Here is a 20,985-nt window from a genome sequence, read left to right as displayed (position 1 = left end):
ACACGGACCCGACCGCATCCCCCCGAATTTGGATGGCGTCACCCTGATACCGACATGCGGGCGACGTAATTTTGGTGCGACCGCCGCAGCGCCTCAACCCGCGTGGGCAGGCCTGTGTTTATTCCGCACCGCAATCCATCCAAGATAAATAAATCCCAAAAGAACACAGATTTGTGCCCCTGCAAACGGCGCTTCAGTTCCAGTAGGCGCCGCCCGCGCAAGAGCCGGAATCTTCAGAAACGCCTGTGCCACAGCAACAAACACGAGAAAATACAAGCTCGAAACCATGCACACCGCATCAACCCCGCCCCAAAACCCTTTCAAGAGCTTAACGAACCGGGCGTAAAGCAAAATCGCGAGGACGATCAATGCGATGGCACCGACCACATGCGATGGCAGGACGCCCGGCGCGGGAAGCAGATATCCGGTGGCGCTGGTGAGAATTGCGGTCGCCAGAAACGGCGGCACCCAGATTGATGCGCCGTTCCCGCTCAAGGCCGCTGCAACACCCAAAGCGCCAAACACGATGGCAAACAGACTGAGCCACGTGTGGAATCCCACCAGCGTCGTTGGATCGAACATGAAGCCCCCTCCTCCCGATCTGCGGGCAGCATGCGCGAAACGTCGGAAAAGTACACACAAATGGATGAAATCAGCCGAGCTTGCGCTTCTCCGCGAGCTTCGCCAGCCGCTTCAGGACGGCCAGGGTGCCCCTCAAGCGCGCTTCCGCGTTCGGCCACTCGCGCAGGAAGACGACCTTGAAATCCGGCCGGACCTTGGCCTGCGGCCCTTCCGAATGGATCATCGCGACGAGGCCCGCCGGGTCTGTGAACTGGTTGTCGCGGAAGGTCAGCACCACGCCTTTCGGCCCGGCATCGACCTTCCCCACATTGGCGGCGCGTGCCAGGGCCTTGATCTGCGCGAGGCGCAGAAGGTGCTCGACCTCTTCGGGTGCCGGCCCGAACCGGTCGACGATTTCGGCGCCGAAGGAATCCAGCGCGGCGTCGTCCTCGATGTCGGCGAGGCGCCGGTATAGAGCCAGCCGGACATGCAGGTCCGCGACATAGTCCTCCGGGATCAGGACCGGCATGCCGATGGTGATGTTCGGCGACCATTTGTCGGCGGCGATTTCCGTGATCCCCGCTTTGAGGTGAGCGATCGCCTCCTGCAGCATCTCCTGATAGAGCTCGTAGCCGACCTCCTTGATGTGGCCGGACTGCTCGTCGCCGAGAAGATTGCCGGCCCCGCGGATATCGAGGTCGTGGCTCGCTAATTGGAAGCCGGCACCGAGCGTTTCGAGCGATTGCAACACCTTGAGCCGCCGTTCCGCCTGCGCCGTGATCGGCTTGGCGGCCGGGACGGTGAACAGCGCATACGCGCGCGCCTTCGCCCGCCCGACCCGGCCGCGCAGCTGATAGAGCTGCGCCAGACCGAACATGTCGGCGCGGTGGACGATAAGGGTATTGGCATTCGGGACGTCGAGACCACTCTCGATGATGGTCGTGGACAGCAGCACGTCGTACTGGCCGTCATAGAAGGCCGCCATGATGTCCTCGAGCGTGGTCGCCGCCATCTGGCCGTGCGCGACCGCGACCTTCACCTCGGGCACCTGTTTTTCCAGGAAATCGCGCACCTCGGCGAGATCCTCGATCCGCGGCACCACATAGAAGCTCTGTCCGCCGCGATACCGCTCGCGCAGCAGCGCCTCGCGCACCGTCAGGGGATCGAACGGCGAGATGAAGGTACGCACCGCCAGCCGGTCGACCGGCGGGGTGGCGATCAAAGACAGCTCCCGGACCCCGGTCATGGCGAGCTGGAGGGTACGCGGGATCGGGGTCGCAGTCAGCGTGAGGACGTGGACCTCCGCACGCAGCGCCTTCAGCCGCTCCTTGTGGGCGACGCCGAAATGCTGCTCCTCGTCGACGATGACGAGGCCGAGATCCTTGAAATGGATGGCCTTGCCGAGCAAAGCGTGGGTGCCGACCACGATGTCCACGGTGCCGTCCTGGAGCCCCGCTTTCATCGCAGCGAGGTCCTTGCCCGTGACCATTCGCGACGCCTGCGCGACGTTCACCGGCAGCCCCTTAAAGCGCTCGGAGAAGGTGCGGAAATGCTGGCGCGCCAGCAAGGTCGTCGGCACCACGACGGCGACCTGCTGGCCGGAGAGCGCCACCGCGAAGGCCGCGCGCAGCGCGACCTCGGTCTTGCCGAACCCGACATCGCCGCACACCAGCCGATCCATCGGCCGGCCGGAGGCGAGATCGTCGAGCACCGCCGCGATCGCCGCCTCCTGATCGTCGGTCTCCTCATAGGGAAATCGCGCGCGGAATTCGTCATAGGCGCCCACCGGCGGCGTGAAGCGCGGCGCCTCGGAGAGCTGGCGTCCGGCTGCGATCTTGATCAGTTCGGCCGCCATCTCCCGGATGCGCTTCTTCATCCGCGCCTTGCGGCTCTGCCATGCCGTGCCGCCAAGCCGGTCGAGCTGCGCCTCGGTCTCCTCCGAGCCGTAGCGCGTCAGCAGTTCCAGATTTTCCACCGGCAGGAACAACTTGTCGCCGCCGGAATAATGGATTTCGAGGCAATCGTGCGGCGCGCCCATGGCCTCGATCGCCTTGAGGCCGACGAAGCGACCAATGCCGTGGTCGACATGTACGACGAGATCGCCGGCGGTCAGCGTGGTCAGTTCCGAGATCACGTCCTGGGGCCGGCGCGCCTTGCGCTTCGGCCGCACCAGACGATCCCCCAGAATGTCCTGCTCGCCGATGATCGCGAAATCGTTCGTTTCGAAGCCGGATTCCAAGCCGTAGACGGCGAGCGCCGCCTGCGGCTTCGACAAAGCGTCGAGAAGGGAGAATCGCGCGATCGTGGTGGTGTCCTTCAGCCCGTGATCCGCGAGCACGGTGCCGAGCCGTTCGCGCGAGCCTTCGCTCCAGGCCGCGAGGATGACCTTCTTCGACTTCTGCAGCGCGCGCACGTGCGCCACCGCGCTGTCGAACACATTGCCGTCCGGGTCCGCCCGCTCCGCGGCGAAGGAGCGGCCCTGGACGCCACCGAGGTCGACCATCTTGCCGTCGGCGCCCTCCGGCAGGGCGAACGGGCTGACGCGCACCAGAGCCGCTTCGGCGAGCCGTGCGCGCCACTCTTCCGTCGTCATATAGAGCCGATGCGGCGGGAGCGGCTTATAGACCGCACCCGCGCCCGAATGCTGGCCGGCGATCGCCAGGGCCTCGCGCCGCGCGTCGAAATAATCCTGGATCTGAGCGATCCGCTCGCCGGCGGCGTCGCCGGTGAGCGGATCGACCACGAGCGGGGTGCCTTCGAGATAGTCGAACAGGGTGCCGAGGCCTTCGTGGAACAGCGGCAGCCAATGTTCCATGCCGGCATGCCGGCGGCCTTCGCTGACCGCCTCGTAGAGCGTGTCGCCCTTCGTATCGGCACCGAATTCCGCGAGATAGGCCATGCGGAAGCGCCGCATGGTCTCGCTCGTGAGCTGGAACTCGGCCATCGGCACCAGATCGAGCGCGCGCATCTGGCCGGAGGAGCGTTGCGTTTCCGGATCGAAGCTGCGGATGCTTTCCAGCGTGTCGCCGAAGAAATCGAGTCGCACCGGCTGCGGAAGGCCCGGCGGAAACAGATCCACCAGCCCGCCGCGCACCGCATATTCGCCGGTGTCACGTACGGTCGGGGTGCGCAGATAGCCGTTGCGCTCGGCCCATTCGGCGACACCGTCCAGCGCGATGGCGTTGCCGGGGGCGGCGGACAGCGACTGTACCTGGACCAGCGCCTTGGCCGGCACCCGCTGGACCATCGCATTGATCGTCGTCAGGACGACGGCGGCCGCCCCGCCCTTGACCCGGGCGAGACGCGCCAGCGTGGTCATGCGCTGGGCGACGATCGCGCCGTTCGGCGAGGCGCGGTCGTAAGGCAGGCAATCCCAGGACGGGAAGGTGTGAACCTCGATCTCCGGCGCGAAGAAAGCGAGCCCCCGCTGGAGCGCCGCCATCCGCTGTCCGTCACGGCAGATCACCGCCAGGCTCGGCCAGGGCGCCGTGGCTCGGGCGGCCAGGGTTCGGGCGAGATCGCCGACCACCAGCCCCTCCATCCCGTCCGGCACGCGGGAAAGGGTGAGCGCATGACCAGGGCGGATGTCGTCGGCGAGCAGGCGGGGACGCTTCACGGCAAAATTCCATCGCGGGCCGGGCGGCGGAACCACCCGGTGGAGAAGAGCCGGCGGGGCAGCCGGGTTTCAAATCATTCCGGAACGCCGACCCCGGAGAGGTGCCAGTCCTTGAGCTTGCGGAAGACCGGCGTGTCCATATCGGCGGGGACGTCGAGCGAGCCGGAGATCCAGCCGAACAGATCGGGATCCTGAACCTCGATGAGGGTCTCGAATTCGGCCACCTCCGCCTCCGAGAGCTGGTCGATCTGGGCGTCGGCGAACCGGCCCATGAGCAGATCCATCTCGCGGGTCCCGCGATGCCAGGCCCGAAACAGAATGCGGCGGCGGCGGAGATCCAAGCCGGCGCTCGATTTGGTGGCTCCCGTCATCTTCGCGTTCCTTCCAACGCCGCGCGCGGCCGGACCCGAAGCGGGCCGTCCGTCGCAGCAGGCTTATAGGGCGAAGCACCAGGGATTGGCTAGATCGGCGCAAGGCGCCGCGAGGGTAGCCCATCGGTCGCCGAGATTGTGGAATGGAGGGGCCGGGTGGCCGGCGGGAGACGCACGGGGAGGCCTCCCGATCGCGTCCCGCCGCCGGCCGAACCCCACGGACCCAGGAGATGCGGCGGACCTGAGCACCCCGTAGGGTTATCTGGAAGCCGGCGCGCCGCAGGCGCGTCGCGCGTCAGGCTTCGTCTTCCCGATCGCCTCAAGGTAACGGAAGCCGGGGCGAAATCAAATCGGAGAATCAATCGCCGACATATTCACGGACGGTGGACAGAAATTTCGCCACCGAGATCGGCTTCGACAGATAGGCCTCGCACCCGCCGGCCCGGATCCGCTCCTCGTCGCCCTTCATGGCGAAGGCGGTGACGGCAACCACCGGAATATGCTGCAGGTCCGGGTCCGCCTTCAGCCATTTGGTGACTTCGAGACCGGACACCTCCGGCAATTGGATATCCATCAGGATCAGGTCGGGCCTGTGCGTGCGGGCGAGGCCCATCGCTTCGATCCCGTTGCGCGTCTCGACCGTGCGATAGCCGTGCGCCTCCAGGAGGTCGTGAAAGAGCTTCATGTTAAGCTCGTTGTCCTCGACGATCATGACCGTCTTCGGCATTGCCGGCATCCCCCCGTCCGCCGCTTCGCAGGCGCGGGCGGATCGGACATCATGTGCGGAATGAAGCTAGAGACCAAACCTTGCGGAAGCGCAAATGCCGATCAGAGACAAGACATCCTCCTCGACCCCCCTGCGCACCCGCGACGCCGCCCAGGCGGTGGCGATCGAGGCCCTCGCCTTCCTCGCCGAGGACATGGAGCGAATCGGCGGTTTCCTTGCCCAGAGCGGGCTCAGCCCGGGCGACCTCCGGGCGCGGGCCGCGGAGCCCGATTTCGCGGCGGCGGTGCTCGCCTTCATCCTGTCCGACGAGCCGATGCTGATCGCCTTCTCTGCGAAGGCGAAGCTGCGGCCGCAGGACGTTTTGACAGCGCATGCCGTGCTCGACCCGCCGTTCGATCCCGACGCCCCGGCGCGCAGGCACTGAGGCGGTGAACCGGCCGGCCGCCACGGGCTTCTGCCGGGACTGTCTCGCGGATGCGGGCGGCGGGCCGCGCTGTGCCCGCTGCGGCAGCCCCCGGCTTGTGCGGCACGCGGAAGCCGACAGCCTCGCCATCGCCCATGTCGATTGCGACGCCTTCTACGCCGCGGTCGAGAAGCGGGACGATCCGCGCCTGCGCGACGTTCCGGTGATCGTCGGCGGCGGCGTGCGCGGCGTCGTCTCGACGGCGTGCTATATCGCGCGCGTCCACGGCGTGCGCTCGGCGATGCCGATGTTCAAGGCGCGCGCTTTGTGCCCGGACGCCGTCATCGTGAAACCCGACATGCGCAAATATGCCGCCGTGGGACGGCAGGTGCGCGAGAAGATGCGCGCCCTCACCCCGCTCGTTGAACCGCTTTCCATCGACGAGGCGTTCCTCGACCTTTCCGGAACGGCCCGGCTGCACGGCCTCTCGCCGGGCCGGTCGCTCGCCCGGTTCGCCGCGCAGGTGGAGGACGAGATCGGCATCACGGTCTCGGTCGGCCTCGCCGCCAACAAATTTCTCGCCAAGACCGCGTCGGAACTCGACAAGCCGCGTGGCTTCTCGGTGATCGGGGCCGGCGAGGCGGCGGCCTTCCTCGCGCCGCGGCCCGTCACCTTCATCTGGGGCGTCGGCCCGGCTTTCGGCGCCCGCCTCGCCAGGGACGGCTATCACCGGATCGACGACCTCCAGCGCGCCGACGCGGCCGATCTCGCCCGGCTCTACGGCGCCGAGGGCCTGCGACTCTGGCGCCTCGCGCGCGGCCTGGATGCGCGCAAGGTCACGCCAGAACGCGAGGCGAAGAGCGTCTCCGCCGAAACCACGTTCGATGCCGACACGGCCGAGCTGCGGCCTCTGGAGCAGAGCCTCTATGCCCTTTCGGAGGAAGTCTGCGGCCGCATGCGACGCGCCGACCTGTCGGGTCGGACCGTAACGCTGAAGCTGAAGACGGCCGATTTCCGGCTGCGCACCCGTTCCCGCACGCTCGACGCGCCGACGATCCTGGCGGCGCGGCTTTACGCGGCGGCGCACGATTTGCTCCTCAAGGAGGTGGACGGCACCCGATTCCGGCTGATCGGCGTCGGCCTGTCCGATCTTTCGCCGGGTGCGGACGCCGATCCCGCCGACCTTCTCGACCGCCACACGCCACGCTTGAAGGCGGCCGAGGAGGCGATGGACAAGCTGAAGGCCAAGTTCGGCGACCGGGCGGTTGCGCGCGGCATCCTGCTCGGCACCGACAAGCGCGGCCGCAGCCGTCCCTGAGTCAGATGAGCGGCGCGAGGTCCTTCAGGCGGAACGACACGCGCTGCTCGCCCTGCCAGTGCTCCACTTCGAGCGTCCCGGCCGCATGCACCAGCGCGCCGCGTGCCGCGAGCGCGGCCTTGCCGAGCGGCTCCTCCGCGCAGCGAAATGCCGTAACCTTCAGGGCGGCCCCGTCATGGGCGACGAGCCGGGCCCGCACATGGCCGGCACCGAACGTCTCGACATAAGCCAGCCGGTGATTGGGGAAGGCGAAGACAGGCTCGGGATTGCCGGCGCCGAAGGGTCCGGCCCGCGCGACGCTCTCGATCAAGGCGACAGATGCGCCCCCCGCCGTCAGTGCGCCGTCGATGATCAGGGCCTGATCGGCCCGGGCCCGCTCGACCTGCGCCGCGAGGGCCTGTTCGAGATGGGCGCGCAGGTCGCCGAGCCGATTGCGCGCCACGGTCAATCCCGCGGCCATGGCGTGCCCGCCGCCCTTCACCAGGAGCCCGGACTCCACCGCCCCCCGCACCGCGCGGCCGAGATCGACCCCCGCGATCGAGCGCGCCGATCCGGTGCCGGTCTCGCCGTTGAACGCGATCGCGAAGGCCGGCCGGCCGAACCGCTCCTTCAGCCGTGCGGCGACGAGGCCGACCACCCCGGGATGCCACCCCTCCCCGCTGACCACCACGACCGCGCCGGCATCCGTCAGCCCGACCGAGGCCTGGGCCTCGCCTTCGGCCGCGGCGAGAATGGCGCGCTCGACCTCCTGGCGTTCACCGTTCAAGCGGTCGAGTTCGGCCGCGATCAGGCGCGCCTCGACCGGATCCTCGGTGAGCAGCAGCTTGGTGCCGAGCGCCGCATCGCCGATCCGGCCGCCGGCATTGATGCGGGGACCGAGCAGGAAGCCGAGATGCCAGGGACGCGGCGGTCCGTCGAGACGTGCCACATCCATCAAGGCGGTCAGTCCGAGCCTGCGCCGTCGCCGCAGCGCAATCAGGCCCTTGGCGACGAAGGCGCGGTTGAGACCCTTGAGCGGCACGACGTCCGCGACGGTGCCGAGCGCGACCAGATCGAGGCTGTCGAGCAGATCGGGCGCCGGCCGCGCCGTGGTCCAATGCCCAAGCTCGCGCAGCCGGCGCACGAGTGCCACCAGCGTAACAAAGACGAGCCCGGCGGCGCACAGATGACCGAGGCCGGACAGATCGTCCTCGCGATTGGGATTGACCAGCGCCACCGCGGCCGGAAGCGTCTCTCCCGCCTGGTGGTGATCGATCACCAGCACGTCGAGCCCCAAGGCCCTCGCACCGGCGAGGGCTTCGAGGCTCGTGGTGCCGCAATCCACCGTCACCAGCAGCGTGACCCCGCGTTCGGCGAGGCGCTCGATGGCGGCGAGATTCGGCCCATAGCCCTCGAAGATGCGGTCGGGAATATGAAACAGCGGATCGAGGCCCGCGGCGCGCAACAGCCCCACGAGGAGCGCCGTCGCGGTCGCGCCGTCCACATCGTAATCGCCGAATACGGCAACCTGCTCGCCCGCACGGACCGCATCGGCGAGCCGCTCCACCAGCGGCGCCATGTCGGTGAGGGAGTTCGGTTCGGGCAGAAGGGTGCGGATCGACGGGTCGAGGAAGGCCGGAACCTCGTCCAGCCCAACCCCGCGCCCCGCGAGAATGCGGGCGAGGACGTCTGGAACGCCATGTTGCTGGGCCATTGCGAGGGCGGTCTGCGCGCCCCGCGCGTCCAGACGGTCGCGCCACGCCCGGCCGGTGGCGGACGCGGTCACGTTCAGGAAGGAGCGATTCGGCACATGTGCATTCACCGGCCTATCAAGGCAGAGCACGGGCGCCGCGTCGAGCCGCATCGAGACGCCCCGCGCCCGACCGGCCGAGCGGAAGCCGATTTCACGACACCCTCACCCCTCAGGTCGGTTCGACCCGATCGGATCGCGCCCGCGCCTCACTCGTCGGCGGCGAAGCGCCCGAGATCGCGATGGGTGGAAGTAACGCGCCGCAGGATGCCGGTCGCCGCCCGCATCAGCAGCGTGTCGGTCTTGATCGTGTCGCGGCCGAAGCGCACGCCGTCGAGGAGCGCACCATCGGTGACGCCCGTGACCGAGACCAGGCAATCGCCCTTCACCATGTCCTCGATCTTGTACACCCGGTCGAAGTCGCGAAAGCCCATGGCCTTGGCCTGCTTGCGCTTGGCCTCGGTATCGAGCACCAGGCGGCCTTCCATCTGGCCGCCCATGCAGCGCAGTGCGGCGGCGGCCAGCACGCCCTCGGCGGCACCGCCGGAGCCGAGATAGAGGTCGACCCCGCTCTCCTTCGGAGTCGTCGTGTGGATGATCCCCGCGACGTCGCCGTCGGTGATCAGCTTCACCGACGCGCCCGCCTGCCGCACCGCCTCGATCAATTTGGAATGACGCGGCCGGTCGAGCACCAGGGCGGTGATCTGGGACGTCGCCACGCCCCGCGCCTCGGCGAGCACCCGCACCATTTCCCCCGGCGGCGCCGCGAGCGACACGATCCCCGCGGGATAGCCGGGGCCGATTGCGACTTTCTCCATATAGACCGGCGGCGGGGTCAGCAGCGATCCCGGTTCAGCGACCACGACAACCGAGATCGAGCCGGACATGTTCTTCGCGCACAGGGTCGTGCCTTCCAATGCGTCGATCGCGATGTCGACCTCCGGCCCGCCCATCCCGACTGCCTCGCCGTGGAACAGGCGCTGCGTCGCGGCTTCCGGGCCTTCGCCGATGGCGATGCGTCCGGTGAAGACGCAGCGCATCAATTCGCGGTGCGCGCCCTGGATCGCCGCCTCTTCGGCCGCCGGCTCGTCGCCGCGTCCGCGCCAGCGCGCCGCCGCGACCGCGGCCCGCTCGGTGACGTTGACGAGGTCGATGGCGAGCCGTCGGTCCAGAACGGGGGCGATCCGGCTCTCCATGGCTCAGTCCTTCTCGATCCGGATGACTTGGGGCTGCGAGGCGAGCACGCCATCCCCCTCCATGCGCGCGACGGCGCGGCGCACCGCTTCCTCGGTCGTCGCATAAGTGATGAGGATGACGGTCGCGGGCTCGCCGTCCTGGCTCCGATCCGGCCGGCGCTGCACGATCGATTCGAGCGAAATGCCCTCGTCCGCCATCCGGCGGGCGATGGTGGCAGCGGTGCCGGGTTTGTTGCGGGCGGCGAGGCGGATGTAATAGCCGCCTTCATGATGCTGCATCGGCGCCCGCTCCGCCGGCCGGAGCCCGGCCTCGGGGAGGCCGAAGGCGAATCCGCCGGCTTCCAAAGCGAGATCGGCGAGATCGGCGACCACAGCCGATGCCGTGGCGTCGCCGCCGGCGCCGGGCCCGACCAGGGTCAGGGCGACCGCGTCGCCGTCGATCGCGACCGCATTGGTGACGCCCGAGACCTGGGCGATCGGCCAATGTTTCGGAACCATGGTGGGATGGACGCGCTGCTCGATGCCCTGATCGGTGCGCACCGCGACGCCCAGAAGCTTGACCTTGTAGCCGAGATCGTCCGCCGCAGCGAGGTCGGCGAGCGTCAAGGACCGAATGCCTTCGACATAGATCGCTTCGGCGTCGACCCGCGTGCCGAAGGCGAGGCTGGTGAGCAGCGCGAGCTTGTGGGCGGTGTCGAAACCGTCGATGTCGAACGTCGGATCCGCCTCGGCATAGCCGAGCCGCTGGGCTTCCGCGAGGCAGGTCTCGAACGACAGCTTCTCGTCCGCCATCCGGGTCAGAATGTAATTGCAGGTTCCGTTCAGGATGCCGGACACCCGATGGATGGTGTTGCCGGCCAGCGCCTCGCGCAGCGTCTTCACGATCGGGATGCCGCCCGCCACCGCCGCCTCGAAGCGCAGCCGCCCCCCGGCCGCCTCGGACCGTGCGGCAAGATCGGTGCCGCAACGGGCGAGCAGCGCCTTGTTCGCGGTCACCACCGATTTTCCGGCATCGAGGGCGGCGCAGACCGCCGCTTTGGCAGGATCGCCCTCCCCGCCCATCAGTTCGAGCAGAACGTCAATCTCCGGATCCCGCGCGAGCGCGACCGGATCGTCGTGCCAGCGCATGGCGGAGAGGTCGACGCCGCGGTCGCGCGCGCGGTCGCGCGCACTGACCGCAACGACCCGGATCTCGCAGCCGGTGCGCGCGGCGAGGCTGAGCCGCTGGCGATCCAGCATGCGCAAGACGCCCGTTCCGACCGTGCCGAGGCCAGCCAGTCCAACTTTCAATTCACGCATGATCAGACCGTCGGTTGGGGCTCAGCGGGCCGCGCTCAGCGGGACCACATTGTGCAGCGTCGCGCCGGCGGTCTCGAAGAACCGGCGGATGTTGCGCGCGGCCTGCCGGATGCGCTGCTCGTTCTCGACCACGGCGATGCGGACATGGCCGTCGCCGTGCTCGCCGAAGCCGACGCCCGGCGCCACCGCGACCTCGGCCTTCTCGATCAGCAGCTTGGCGAATTCGACGCTGCCCATCTCGCGGAACGGCTCGGGGATCGGCGCCCAGGCGAACATCGAGGCGGACGGCACGGGGATCGTCCAGCCGGCCCGGCCGAAACTGTCCACCAGCGTGTCCCGCCGACGCTTATAGGTCTCGCGCATCTCGGCGACGCACGCCTGCGGCCCGTTCAGAGCCGCCGCGGCCGCGACCTGGATCGGCGTGAAGGCACCGTAATCGAGATAGGATTTGACGCGCGACAGCGCCGCGATCAGCCGCTCATTGCCGACCGCGAACCCCATCCGCCAGCCGGCCATGGAATAGGTCTTGGACATCGACGTGAATTCCACCGTCACGTCCATGGCGCCGGGCACCTGGAGCACGGACGGCGGCGGATCGTCGTCGAAATAAAGCTCGGCATAAGCGAGGTCGGACAGGATGATCAGGTCGTTCTTCTTCGCGAAGGCGACGACGTCCCGGTAGAAATCCAGATGCGCGACCGTGGCGGTCGGATTCGAGGGATAGCAGAGGACCACGGCGATCGGCTTCGGGATCGAATGCTGGACCGCCCGCTCCATGGCATGGAAGAAGCCGGCATCCGGCTCGACTGGCACCGAGCGGATCACGCCGCCCGCCATCAGGAAGCCGAAGGCGTGGATGGGATAGCTCGGATTGGGGGTGAGGATCACGTCGCCCGGCGCGGTGATGGCCTGCGCCATGTTGGCGAAGCCTTCCTTCGACCCGAGCGTCGCCACCACATGGCGGTCCGGATCGACCTTCACGCCGAAGCGGCGGGCATAATAGGCCGCCTGCGCCCGTCGCAGGCCGGGAATCCCCTTCGAGGCCGAATAGCGGTCGGTGCGGGGTTTTCCGATCGTTTCCTTCAGTTTCTCGATGACGTGGGCCGGCGCGTCGAGGTCCGGATTGCCCATGCCGAGATCGACGATGTCGACGCCGCCGTTTCGGGCGGCGGCCTTCACGCGGTTCACCTGCTCGAACACATAAGGCGGCAGCCGGCGAATACGGTGAAAATCGGTCATCTCACTCGAGCTCCAGGAGGCCGCGCTTTCTCCTCCCGCGCGGCGAACAGGCTTTCTAGATCGCGAACGCCGCGCTTGAAAGTGAATTCGCTTAGCGGCGCGGCGGCGGATCCGGAGTGCCGAGGATAATGCGTGAGGATGAACGAAACGCCACAGGCCCGGCGTGCCGTCAGCACAAGACGAGGATCTCGCCCTCTCCACCGACCAGACGGTCGCCGACATGGCGGCGCGCGCGGCCGGTGAGCGGGCCGCCGAAGAGCTCCGTCAGTTCCGGCACCCGCCGCGCGAGAACCAGGAGCGCAATCAGATCGTGCTCGCCGGTATCGCCGAAACCGGTGGCGAGCACGCGCGGCTCCTGGGCGAGGATCAGGCTGCCCCGGCGCATGCCGACGCCGGCCTCGCCGGCGAGGCCACCGCGCACCGCCAGGGTTCCCGCGATCATGCCGGCGGCGGCATCCGCGCCCGCCGCGCCACCGACCAGGATCAGTCCGCCGCGCAGCCGCTCGCCGGCCCGGGGTCCGGCATCGCCCGCAATCGCAACCACCCCGCCCCGCATTCCCGCCTTCGCTCCGGGCAAAGCCCCGCCGACACGGGGTCCGGCATCGCCCGAGAGGGTGACGCGTCCAGCGCGCATGCCGCGCGCAAGGCCCTCCCCCGCATCTCCCGCGATCGCGAGGCGGCCGCCCGTCATGCCGGATCCCGCATGCGCCCCGACGGTCCCTTCGACCAGGATCGTCCCCTCGTCGAGACCGGCCCCCACTCCGTCCAGCCGCGGATCGCCGGTCAGTTCGATCACGGGAGACGCGATCGAGCGGACGGAGAACAGTTCGCCGAGCGCCACCCGCCGGGTCCCGAGCGGCACATCGAGGCGTCCGATCTCCGCCGGCCCAAGCCCGGCGAGGCGCGCCGGGACGATCCCCGAGAGGTCCGCCCGCGCCGCCAGAGGCGCGCGCAATTCGAGGCGCCAGCCGGTCACGCCATCAGCTCCCGCAGCTTGAAATGGAACGGCCCGAGCCGGCCGCCATAATTGCCGGCATCCACGGCAAGGATCCCGCCCGCCTCGCCGATCGCGCAGACCGCATGGATGCCGACCCGCATACTGGCGGCGACGTCCGCGGCCGAAAGCCCGTCGATGACGATCTCCAGCACGCTGCCCGCGTCCGGCGGCAGCGCCGTCCGACCATGAGCCCGCAAAGTTGGGCAATAGGCATCGTTCGTCGAAGCCACGAGGCCGGGATATTTGGCGCCGATCTTGGAACCGGAGCGCACCACCCCGCCGGGGAACGGCAGGATCGTGTTGGCGACCCCCGCCATCGCCGCCACCGCGCCCTCGGCGGCCAGAAGCGCTGCCGTACGGGAACGGGCCAGGATGAGGAAATTGCCGCCGCCCACCGCCGTTTCGATCGACCCCGCGGCGTGGTCGCAGACGAATTCGCCGTCCATGACCGGGATCCGCCAGATCCTGCCGCCGCCGAGCGATTTCGCGATCTGGTGGCCGTCGCCGAAGAAGCGCAGCGCCTTGCCGATCGGCACGTTTGGCCCGCCGTCGAGGCCGGAATAACAGGCCGTGCTCGGCGCGGTCAGCACGCATTGCCCGACCCGCGCCGGCACCACCTTGCGCAGCGCCTTCAGCGACATGGCGAAGACCAGGACGGCGATGCCCGGCCGCCCGTCCGGCGTCTCTTCGCCGGGGATCGTCCGCTCGATCGCGGCCTCGCAGCCGCAGCCGACGACCGAGGTGGCGAACCCGGTCATGCTTCGGGCGGCGGTCTCGGCCCAAGACGGCGTGTCGGCGGTGATGACCAGCCGGGTCGCCGCCATGGGAAACGCCTCGGCGAAGCTGTCGCGGATTTCGACGCCGTTGAGGTTCACGGCCGGCACTCCAGCCGGATCGGGCCGCGGCCGCCGCGGATCTCGTGGTCGGCGATGCGGAAATGCTTCGCCTTCAGGCCGATGGCCTCGTCGAACCAGCGCGCCATGCGGGCGTCCATCTGCGGGTCGCACGGCGGGGCGGCGGCAAAGGTCGATCCCGCCTGGAGCGCGACGATCGCGCCGTCGCGCACCACCTCCCGCCCGTTCTTCAGGACGAGGCGGGGCGCGGCGAACATCGCCTCGCGATCGCTGTCCTCGGCATAGACAACGAGGTCGCCGACCCCGCCCGGCGCGAGATGGCCGCGATCCGCGAGACCGAGCGCCCGCGCGGGCGCGGCGCGCGTCACGATCGCGATCTCTTCGAGGGTGTATTCCCGCCGGATCTCCCCGAGCCCGGTATGGGCGCGCACGGCCGGGCCGAGCCGCGCGAGGTGCGCGTCGCGGAACGGCTTGTCCATCAGCAGCCGGATCAGATGCGGATAGGTCGTGAAGGGCGCGCCGTTGGGATGGTCGGTGGTGAGGAAGACCCGCCAGGGATCGTCGATCAGCAGGAACAGTTCGAGACCGATCGCCCATTGCAGACCATGGACGAAGGACGTGTCGCGATAGCGGAACGGCACGACGCCGCAAGCGGCGTCGCATTCGATGTCCATGCCGGCCCATTTGCCGGGGCTGGCATGGCGGTGATTTCGGTATTGCGCCATCAGATCGGCAGAGGCGGTGACGGTCTGCCCGAACATCACCTGCCCGACATCGACGGAGACATGGGGGTGCGCGTTCACCGCGGCGGCGAGCGCGGCCGCGCCCGAGGAGAAGCGCCGGTCGCCCTCTTGCCCGTAGGCGTGGAACTGGACATGGGCGAGATGGAGCGCGAAGCCCTCCGCCGCCGCGATGGTCGCGAGCGTGGTGTCGATATTGCCCGGCACGCCGAGATTGCAGCCGTGCAGGTGGATCGGATGGGGCAGGCCCAGCTCGGTCACGGCCTGCTGGAGCGCGCCGAGGATGCGGCGCGGCGTCAGGCCGTAATAGGGCCCCTCTTCATCCAGATCGAGGCTTCGCCCGTTGAACTTGAACGCCGAGATGCCGCCGGGATTGACCAGCTTCACGGCGCAGCTCTGGGTCGCCTTGATCATCCAGGCGACATAATCATTGAGCGCGTCCTGCCCCTCCCCCTGGGCCAGGAGCTGGAGGAAGGCGTCGTCATTGCCGAGCACCAGATAGCCGCCGGTGTCGATGTTCGGAATGTCGGCCATTTCGAGATGGGCGTGCCGGGCATTGGCGCCGAGCATGGCCGGCTCGAACACGGCGGTATAGCCCATCTGCGAATAGAGGCAGCCGGTGGCATGGGCGGTCGGCAGCGCGCGCCCGCCGCCGCAGCCGCAGAAATCGCCGAACGGCTCGGGATGGGCGCGCCGGTCCTCGCTCATCAGCAGCCGGCCGAGATTGACCTTGCCGCCCGCAATGTGGCTGTGCAGATCGATGCCGCCGGCCATGACCACCCCGCCCGCCGCGTCATAGACGGTCTCGCCGGGCTGCGGGAGATCGTCCGCGACGATGCGGCCGTCCGCGATCAGGACGTCGCGCGCGGCGTCGACCCAGCCCGAAGCTGGATCGAAGACTCGGCCATTGGTGACCCGGACCCTCATGCCCCGTCCTCTGCACGGATCGCCGCCGCGACGTCGGCGAGACGCGGCAGGCCCGCGTCGCGCAGCTTTTCCAGCGGCAGGCAGACGATCCCGTCCATGCGGAACACCGTGCCGGCATGGTCGACGCCGGGCGTGCCGACGGGGATGAACACCTCCGGCTCGCGGGCGAATTCGGTCGCGGGATGGGCGAGTGCGATCACCGGCCCTGCGGAAAAGGCCGGCGGCGGTCGCGGCCGGAAGCTGTCGGCGTGGAGCAGCAGGTCGGCGTCCCTGAGGGCGACGGCGGTGGCATATAAATCGGGCGCATGGCGCGACGCGCGTCCGTCGACGAGCGTGCGCAGCGGATGGCCGAAGCGCCAGAGCATGACCTGATTGGCGCCCACCACATTGTCACGCCCGCCCAGCGGAAAGACGGCGGCCCGCCCTGCACGATTGAGCTGAGCGACGATGGCCGCCGCCCGGTGCACGACCTCCTCGGCCTGAGGGGCGGGGAGATCGGCGGCGTCCCAGACGAAGACGGCATAGCGGGCGGCACGCAGAAGCTCCGCCAGTTCCGCGAGATCCGCCCCGAGCGCGCCGTCGAGGGCGCCGGCGAATTCGGCCGCGCCGCGTCCGCGCAGAAACGCCTCCAGCCCCGCCAGCGCCTCGCCGAGAAAGCCGGGCACCACGGGCACCTCGATGAGGCGGTGCCCGGCGAGCTGGTCGCGCGTCGCCGCCTCCGGGCCCGAGCCGAGAAACACCATGGTCCGGTCGTCGGTGAACAGCGCCTCCGGCGGCACGGCGCGCTCGAAGAAGCGCCCATACGCCCGCCTGGGATCGGCGCCGATCACGACGAGGACATCGCAGCGGGTGCGCAGCTCGGCGAGCGTGGCGGCGATCCAGCCCGTGCGCTGCAGCGTGTCGAGATTGCGGAACAGCCCCTCCGAGCCCGCATGGTCGAGGCTCGCGCCGAAGCGGACGGCGAGATCGGCGAGCCCCCGCAGCCCATCCACATCGGTCCCCAGTCCGGAAAACACCGCCGCGCGGCTCGCCGCGAGGTGGCGGGCGGCGGCGGAAACCGCCTGCGCGAGCGGCACCTCCCGCCCCTCGACACGCGGGCCGGGCGGCGGCCCCGGACCCCGGCGCAGCAGGACCGCGGCCTCGGGACAGGCGGTGCGCGGGCGCACGGCCCGGCCGGTGACCGCGACCTCCAGATCGTCGCAGCCCAGCCCGCAGAAGCCGCAGGCGAGATCCGTCAGGCGCCGCGTCGCCGCGCCGGCCGCGCCCTCGGTCGTGTCGTCGATGGCGGCGGGTTCAGTCATATTTCACATAAGCGAAACGCAGGTCGCCTTGCGGCGTGCCCGAAAGGTCCGCCTCCGGCTCTCTCCCCGGCTGCCATTGGACGACCTCCTCGATCTTTCGCGCGAGGGCGAAGTCCCGCACCGTGATGCCCTTCACGTCATGCGAGCGCAGACGCACCTCGACGAAGGCGTAGGAGGCCGTGAGGTCGGGATGGTGCCAGGCGGCCTCGGCGAGATGGCCGACCGCATTGATCACCATCAGCGTGCCCTTCCAGCTGTTGGTGCGGTAGGTGCGGCGGATCCAGCCGTCCTCGTAACGCCAATGCGGCAGCTCGGCGTCGAGCCGCGCCATGATCGCGGCGTCGGCAAAAACGGCCTTGCGGTCGACGGGCATGGGCGCCGCTCCTGCGGAAGGGTGAGCCGATCGAGACGCCGCGGCATTTGCCCGCTTGTCGTTGCCAGGCGCCGGTGGACCGGGTCCGGCGTCCATCCCGCTACAGCTACCATGCCCTCCGGGGGGCGCAAGCCCTCACAATCTGGCCTGCCGGCGCGCGGCGGTGAGCGTGTTCTGGAGCAGGCACGCAATCGTCATGGGGCCGACGCCGCCGGGGACCGGGGTGATGTGGCCGGCAATGCCCTGCGCCTCGGCGAAGGCGACGTCGCCGACTAGCCGGGTCTTGCCGTCCGGCTTCGCGACGCGGTTGATGCCGACATCGATCACGGTCGCGCCCGGCTTGATCCAGTCGCCCCGGACCATTTCGGGGCGGCCGACGGCGGCGATCAGAATGTCCGCCATGCGGCATTCACCCGCCAGGTCGCGGGTGCGCGAATGGGCGATGGTGACGGTGCAATCCTCGCGCAGCAGCAATTGCGCCGCCGGCTTGCCGACAATGTTGGACCGCCCCACGACCACGGCCTTCATCCCGGCCAGCGAGCCCAGCACGCGCTTCAGGAGAAGGATGCACCCAAGCGGCGTGCACGGCACCAGCGCTTCGAGGCCGACCGCCAGCCGCCCGGCATTCATCACGTGGAAGCCGTCGACGTCCTTGGCCGGGTCGATGGCGGCCAGCACCTTCGTCGCATCGATCGCGCCGGGCAGCGGAAGCTGCACCAGGATGCCATGGACCGCGGGATCGGCATTCAGCGCCGCGACCAGCGCGAGAAGCTCGGCCTCCGCAGTCGTCGCGGGGAGCTTGTGCTCGAACGAGGCCATTCCGGCCTCCAGCGTCTGCGCCGCTTTGTTGCGCACATAGACCTGGCTCGCAGGATCCTCGCCGACCAGCACGACCGCCAGGCCCGGCTTGAGGCCCTGCGCCGCGAGCCCCGCCACATCGCGGCCGATGCCGGCACGCAACTCGGCCGCGATGGCTTTCCCGTCGATCAGCCTCGTCTCCACCACGTCCGCCCCCATCGCTCTCCGGATCGCCAGTCTTATGCGGGTTCCACGGGAAGGGAAACGGCACCGGGCCCGGTCAGCCGAGCGGCGGAAGGTCGCCGCGGGCCCAACCCGCCTTCGCGGCCGCCTTGAAGTCTTCGTAGCGGCCCTCGGCGATGGCGGCGCGGGCGCCGCGCATCAGGTCCTGGTAATAATGCAGATTGGCCCAGGACAGCAGCATGGGGCCGAGCATCTCGTCGCAGCGGATGAGATGGTGGAGATAGGCGCGCGAATAATCCCGCAGCGCCGGACAATCGCTGGTCTCGTCCAGCGGGCGGGGATCGTCCTGGTGGCGGGCATTCTTGAGGTTGATCTTGCCGAAGCGGGTGAAGGCGAGCGCGTGGCGCCCCGAGCGCGTCGGCATCACGCAGTCGAACATGTCGATCCCGCGCCCGACCGCCTCGAGGAGATCGTCCGGCGTGCCCACGCCCATCAGATAGCGCGGCTTGTGGACCGGCAGTTCCGGCGCGACGGTCTCGATCATGCGCAGCATGATGTCCTGCGGCTCGCCGACCGCGAGACCGCCGATCGAATAGCCGGGGAAATCCATGGCGACGAGAGCGCGCGCGGATTCGATCCGCAGCGCCTCGACCGCCCCGCCCTGGACGATGCCGAACACCGCCCGGCCTTTCGGCTGCTGCTCGAAGGCCCGCTTGGACCGCTCGGCCCAGGCGAGCGAGAGCCGCATCGCCCGTGCGGTGTCTTCGTCGGTGCAGGGCAGGCCGACGCATTCGTCGAGCTGCATCTGGATGTCGGCGCCGAGCAGCCCCTGGATCTCCATCGCCCGTTCCGGGGTCAGGCGGTGCATCGCGCCGTCGACATGGGAGCGGAACGTCACCCCGTCGGGGTCGAGTTTGCGGAGCTGCGACAGCGACATGACCTGGAAGCCGCCGGAATCGGTGAGGATCGGCCGGTCCCATTGCATGAAGCGGTGGAGCCCGCCGAGCGCGGCGACCCGCTCGGCGCCCGGCCTGAGCATGAGGTGATAGGTGTTGCCGAGCAGAATATCGGCCCCGGTCGCGCGGACCTGGTCGCAATAGACCCCCTTCACGGTCGCGGCCGTACCGACCGGCATGAAAGCGGGCGTTCGGATGGTTCCACGCGGCGTCGAGATTTCCCCGGTGCGTGCGGCGCCGTCGGTCGCCGCGACGGCGAAAGAAAAGCCGGTCACGCCGCGCCCCCCGCCCGATGCAGCAGGCAGGCATCGCCATAGGAGTAGAAGCGATAGCCGGCGGCGATGGCATGGGCGTAAGCGCGCTTCTGCACATCGTGCCCGACAAAGGCGGCGACGAGCATGACGAGCGTGGAACGCGGCAAATGGAAGTTTGTCATCATGAGGTCGACGGCCCGGAATGCATAGCCCGGCGTTATGAAGATGTCCGTCTCGCCGCGAAAGGGGGAGATTGTCCCGCCCGCGGCCGCGGCTTCGACGAGGCGGGTGGCGGTGGAGCCGACCGCGAGGATCCGCCCGCCTCGTGCCCGTGCCGCATTAAGCGCAGCGGCGGTCTCGGCCGAGACCTCGCCCCATTCGGCGTGCATTCGGTGGCCGGACGTGTCCTCCACCTTCACCGGCAGGAAGGTGCCGGGTCCGACATGCAGGGTCACGGTGTGGAACGAGGCACCGGCGGCGCGGATCTCGTCCATCAGGGCCGGGGTGAAATGCAGGCTGGCCGTCGGCGCCGCCACGGAGCCGTCAATCCGCGCGAAGACCGGCTGATAGTCGGTGCGGTCCTGCGCATCTTCCGGCCGGCGCGCCGCGATATAAGGCGGCAGCGGCATATGGCCGACTTGGTCGAGCGCGGCATCGAGCGCGGGGCCTGCGCAGGCGAAAGCGAGGTCGATCTCGCCGGCCTCGCCTTTGTGCACAATGTCCGCCACGAGCTGCGCCGCGCCGCGCGCAAAGACGATGCGATCGCCGACTGCGAGGCGCTTTCCGGGCCGTGCGAGAGCGGTCCAGACCGCCTCCGACACGCGCTTCACCAGCGTGGCCTCGACGCTGACTCGCGCGCCGTTCACCCGCGATCTCGTGCCGTCGAGCCGCGCGGGGATGACTTTGGTGTCGTTGACGACCACCGCGTCGCCGGGGCGCAGCACACGCGGCAGCGCCCCGACACGGGCATCTTCCAGCTCCGGGCTTTCGCCGGGCCGCACCAGCAGAAGGCGCGCGGCAGCACGCGGTTCGGCGGGCCGGAGCGCGATCAGCTCGGGATTTAGCTCGAAATCGAAGGCGTCGACGCGCATGAAACCCACTTGGGCCGCGATCTTTACGGCGAGAGCGCCTTCCTAGTTCGGA

18 protein-coding genes are annotated in these 20,985 nt (G+C 69.2%); 2 read left to right on the top strand and 16 right to left on the bottom strand.

The window, feature by feature from the left end; all coding sequences use genetic code 11:
- Nucleotides 1-93: 93 nt before the first annotated feature.
- The 4 genes from EDC64_RS22235 to EDC64_RS22220 form a co-directional block, all read right to left on the bottom strand.
- Complete coding sequence (locus EDC64_RS22235; protein ID WP_132035834.1) at nucleotides 94-582, bottom strand: hypothetical protein; 489 nt, start codon at nucleotides 580-582, stop codon at nucleotides 94-96.
- A gap of 70 nt (nucleotides 583-652) precedes the next feature.
- Nucleotides 653-4,177, bottom strand: a complete 3,525-nt coding sequence (gene mfd / locus EDC64_RS22230; protein ID WP_245504839.1) for a transcription-repair coupling factor — start codon at nucleotides 4,175-4,177, stop codon at nucleotides 653-655.
- A gap of 74 nt (nucleotides 4,178-4,251) precedes the next feature.
- Complete coding sequence (locus EDC64_RS22225; protein ID WP_132035831.1) at nucleotides 4,252-4,548, bottom strand: FAD assembly factor SdhE; 297 nt, start codon at nucleotides 4,546-4,548, stop codon at nucleotides 4,252-4,254.
- Between the two features lie 358 nt (nucleotides 4,549-4,906).
- Complete coding sequence (locus tag EDC64_RS22220) at nucleotides 4,907-5,275, bottom strand: response regulator (protein WP_132035828.1); 369 nt, start codon at nucleotides 5,273-5,275, stop codon at nucleotides 4,907-4,909.
- A 94-nt stretch (nucleotides 5,276-5,369) separates the two neighbouring features.
- On the opposite strand from EDC64_RS22220, the gene EDC64_RS22215 reads away from it, so the two are divergent.
- Nucleotides 5,370-5,699 (top strand): DUF3572 domain-containing protein, encoded by a 330-nt coding sequence (locus EDC64_RS22215; protein ID WP_132035825.1) that lies wholly within the window; start codon nucleotides 5,370-5,372, stop codon nucleotides 5,697-5,699.
- Nucleotides 5,647-6,996, top strand: a complete 1,350-nt coding sequence (locus tag EDC64_RS22210) for a DNA polymerase IV (protein ID WP_165933861.1) — start codon at nucleotides 5,647-5,649, stop codon at nucleotides 6,994-6,996. Before EDC64_RS22215 ends, EDC64_RS22210 begins: the two co-directional genes overlap by 53 nt.
- A gap of 1 nt (nucleotide 6,997) precedes the next feature.
- Here the strand turns inward: EDC64_RS22210 and recJ are convergent, their stop codons facing one another.
- From recJ to queA, 12 genes are all read right to left on the bottom strand, one after another.
- Nucleotides 6,998-8,839, bottom strand: coding sequence for a single-stranded-DNA-specific exonuclease RecJ (recJ, locus tag EDC64_RS22205; RefSeq protein WP_165933860.1), 1,842 nt, complete (start codon nucleotides 8,837-8,839; stop codon nucleotides 6,998-7,000).
- Between the two features lie 95 nt (nucleotides 8,840-8,934).
- Nucleotides 8,935-9,921, bottom strand: a complete 987-nt coding sequence (locus EDC64_RS22200; protein WP_132035822.1) for a fructose-bisphosphatase class II family protein — start codon at nucleotides 9,919-9,921, stop codon at nucleotides 8,935-8,937.
- Between the two features lie 3 nt (nucleotides 9,922-9,924).
- A complete protein-coding gene (locus EDC64_RS22195; protein ID WP_207916163.1) occupies nucleotides 9,925-11,220 on the bottom strand; it encodes a homoserine dehydrogenase in 1,296 nt (431 codons plus the stop codon).
- Nucleotides 11,221-11,241: 21 nt separating this feature from the next.
- Entirely contained in the window at nucleotides 11,242-12,459 is a 1,218-nt protein-coding gene (locus EDC64_RS22190; RefSeq protein ID WP_132035816.1) for an LL-diaminopimelate aminotransferase, read from the bottom strand.
- Nucleotides 12,460-12,628: 169 nt separating this feature from the next.
- Nucleotides 12,629-13,435 carry a formylmethanofuran dehydrogenase subunit C gene (locus EDC64_RS22185; protein ID WP_132035813.1) on the bottom strand — a complete coding sequence of 269 codons (807 nt, stop codon included), beginning with the start codon at nucleotides 13,433-13,435 and terminating at the stop codon, nucleotides 12,629-12,631.
- Nucleotides 13,432-14,331 (bottom strand): formylmethanofuran--tetrahydromethanopterin N-formyltransferase, encoded by a 900-nt coding sequence (fhcD, locus tag EDC64_RS22180; protein ID WP_132035810.1) that lies wholly within the window; start codon nucleotides 14,329-14,331, stop codon nucleotides 13,432-13,434. Before fhcD ends, EDC64_RS22185 begins: the two co-directional genes overlap by 4 nt.
- Nucleotides 14,328-15,977, bottom strand: a complete 1,650-nt coding sequence (locus tag EDC64_RS22175; RefSeq protein WP_132035807.1) for a formylmethanofuran dehydrogenase subunit A — start codon at nucleotides 15,975-15,977, stop codon at nucleotides 14,328-14,330. Before EDC64_RS22175 ends, fhcD begins: the two co-directional genes overlap by 4 nt.
- Complete coding sequence (locus tag EDC64_RS22170) at nucleotides 15,974-17,278, bottom strand: molybdopterin-binding domain-containing protein (protein WP_132035804.1); 1,305 nt, start codon at nucleotides 17,276-17,278, stop codon at nucleotides 15,974-15,976. Before EDC64_RS22170 ends, EDC64_RS22175 begins: the two co-directional genes overlap by 4 nt.
- Nucleotides 17,271-17,651, bottom strand: coding sequence for a 4a-hydroxytetrahydrobiopterin dehydratase (locus tag EDC64_RS22165; RefSeq protein ID WP_132035801.1), 381 nt, complete (start codon nucleotides 17,649-17,651; stop codon nucleotides 17,271-17,273). The genes EDC64_RS22170 and EDC64_RS22165 overlap by 8 nt, the downstream gene beginning before the upstream one ends.
- Nucleotides 17,652-17,786: 135 nt before the next feature.
- On the bottom strand, nucleotides 17,787-18,668 hold the full coding sequence (folD, locus tag EDC64_RS22160; RefSeq protein ID WP_207916162.1) for a bifunctional methylenetetrahydrofolate dehydrogenase/methenyltetrahydrofolate cyclohydrolase FolD: 882 nt from the start codon (nucleotides 18,666-18,668) through the stop codon (nucleotides 17,787-17,789).
- A gap of 61 nt (nucleotides 18,669-18,729) precedes the next feature.
- Nucleotides 18,730-19,863 carry a tRNA guanosine(34) transglycosylase Tgt gene (gene tgt, locus EDC64_RS22155; RefSeq protein WP_132035795.1) on the bottom strand — a complete coding sequence of 378 codons (1,134 nt, stop codon included), beginning with the start codon at nucleotides 19,861-19,863 and terminating at the stop codon, nucleotides 18,730-18,732.
- Complete coding sequence (gene queA, locus EDC64_RS22150) at nucleotides 19,860-20,933, bottom strand: tRNA preQ1(34) S-adenosylmethionine ribosyltransferase-isomerase QueA (RefSeq protein WP_132035792.1); 1,074 nt, start codon at nucleotides 20,931-20,933, stop codon at nucleotides 19,860-19,862. Before queA ends, tgt begins: the two co-directional genes overlap by 4 nt.
- Between the last annotated feature and the right edge of the window lie 52 nt (nucleotides 20,934-20,985).

Source organism: Aquabacter spiritensis (assembly GCF_004346185.1).
Classification (GTDB): Bacteria; Pseudomonadota; Alphaproteobacteria; order Rhizobiales; family Xanthobacteraceae; genus Aquabacter; species Aquabacter spiritensis.
Note: the sequence above shows the minus strand (reverse complement) of the source record. Positions and strands in the feature narration are given on the sequence as shown.

Coding starts and splice junctions, on each gene's coding strand:
- EDC64_RS22225 (WP_132035831.1), bottom strand. CDS start 4,548: ATGACGGGAGCCACCAAATCGAGCGCCGGCTTGGATCTCCGCCGCCGC.
- folD (WP_207916162.1), bottom strand. CDS start 18,668: ATGGGGGCGGACGTGGTGGAGACGAGGCTGATCGACGGGAAAGCCATC.
- EDC64_RS22170 (WP_132035804.1), bottom strand. CDS start 17,278: ATGACTGAACCCGCCGCCATCGACGACACGACCGAGGGCGCGGCCGGC.
- EDC64_RS22200 (WP_132035822.1), bottom strand. CDS start 9,921: ATGGAGAGCCGGATCGCCCCCGTTCTGGACCGACGGCTCGCCATCGAC.
- queA (WP_132035792.1), bottom strand. CDS start 20,933: ATGCGCGTCGACGCCTTCGATTTCGAGCTAAATCCCGAGCTGATCGCG.
- recJ (WP_165933860.1), bottom strand. CDS start 8,839: ATGCGGCTCGACGCGGCGCCCGTGCTCTGCCTTGATAGGCCGGTGAAT.
- EDC64_RS22175 (WP_132035807.1), bottom strand. CDS start 15,977: ATGAGGGTCCGGGTCACCAATGGCCGAGTCTTCGATCCAGCTTCGGGC.
- EDC64_RS22215 (WP_132035825.1), top strand. CDS start 5,370: ATGCCGATCAGAGACAAGACATCCTCCTCGACCCCCCTGCGCACCCGC.
- EDC64_RS22210 (WP_165933861.1), top strand. CDS start 5,647: ATGCCGTGCTCGACCCGCCGTTCGATCCCGACGCCCCGGCGCGCAGGC.
- EDC64_RS22165 (WP_132035801.1), bottom strand. CDS start 17,651: ATGCCCGTCGACCGCAAGGCCGTTTTTGCCGACGCCGCGATCATGGCG.
- EDC64_RS22235 (WP_132035834.1), bottom strand. CDS start 582: ATGTTCGATCCAACGACGCTGGTGGGATTCCACACGTGGCTCAGTCTG.
- EDC64_RS22195 (WP_207916163.1), bottom strand. CDS start 11,220: ATGCGTGAATTGAAAGTTGGACTGGCTGGCCTCGGCACGGTCGGAACG.
- EDC64_RS22220 (WP_132035828.1), bottom strand. CDS start 5,275: ATGCCGAAGACGGTCATGATCGTCGAGGACAACGAGCTTAACATGAAG.
- EDC64_RS22190 (WP_132035816.1), bottom strand. CDS start 12,459: ATGACCGATTTTCACCGTATTCGCCGGCTGCCGCCTTATGTGTTCGAG.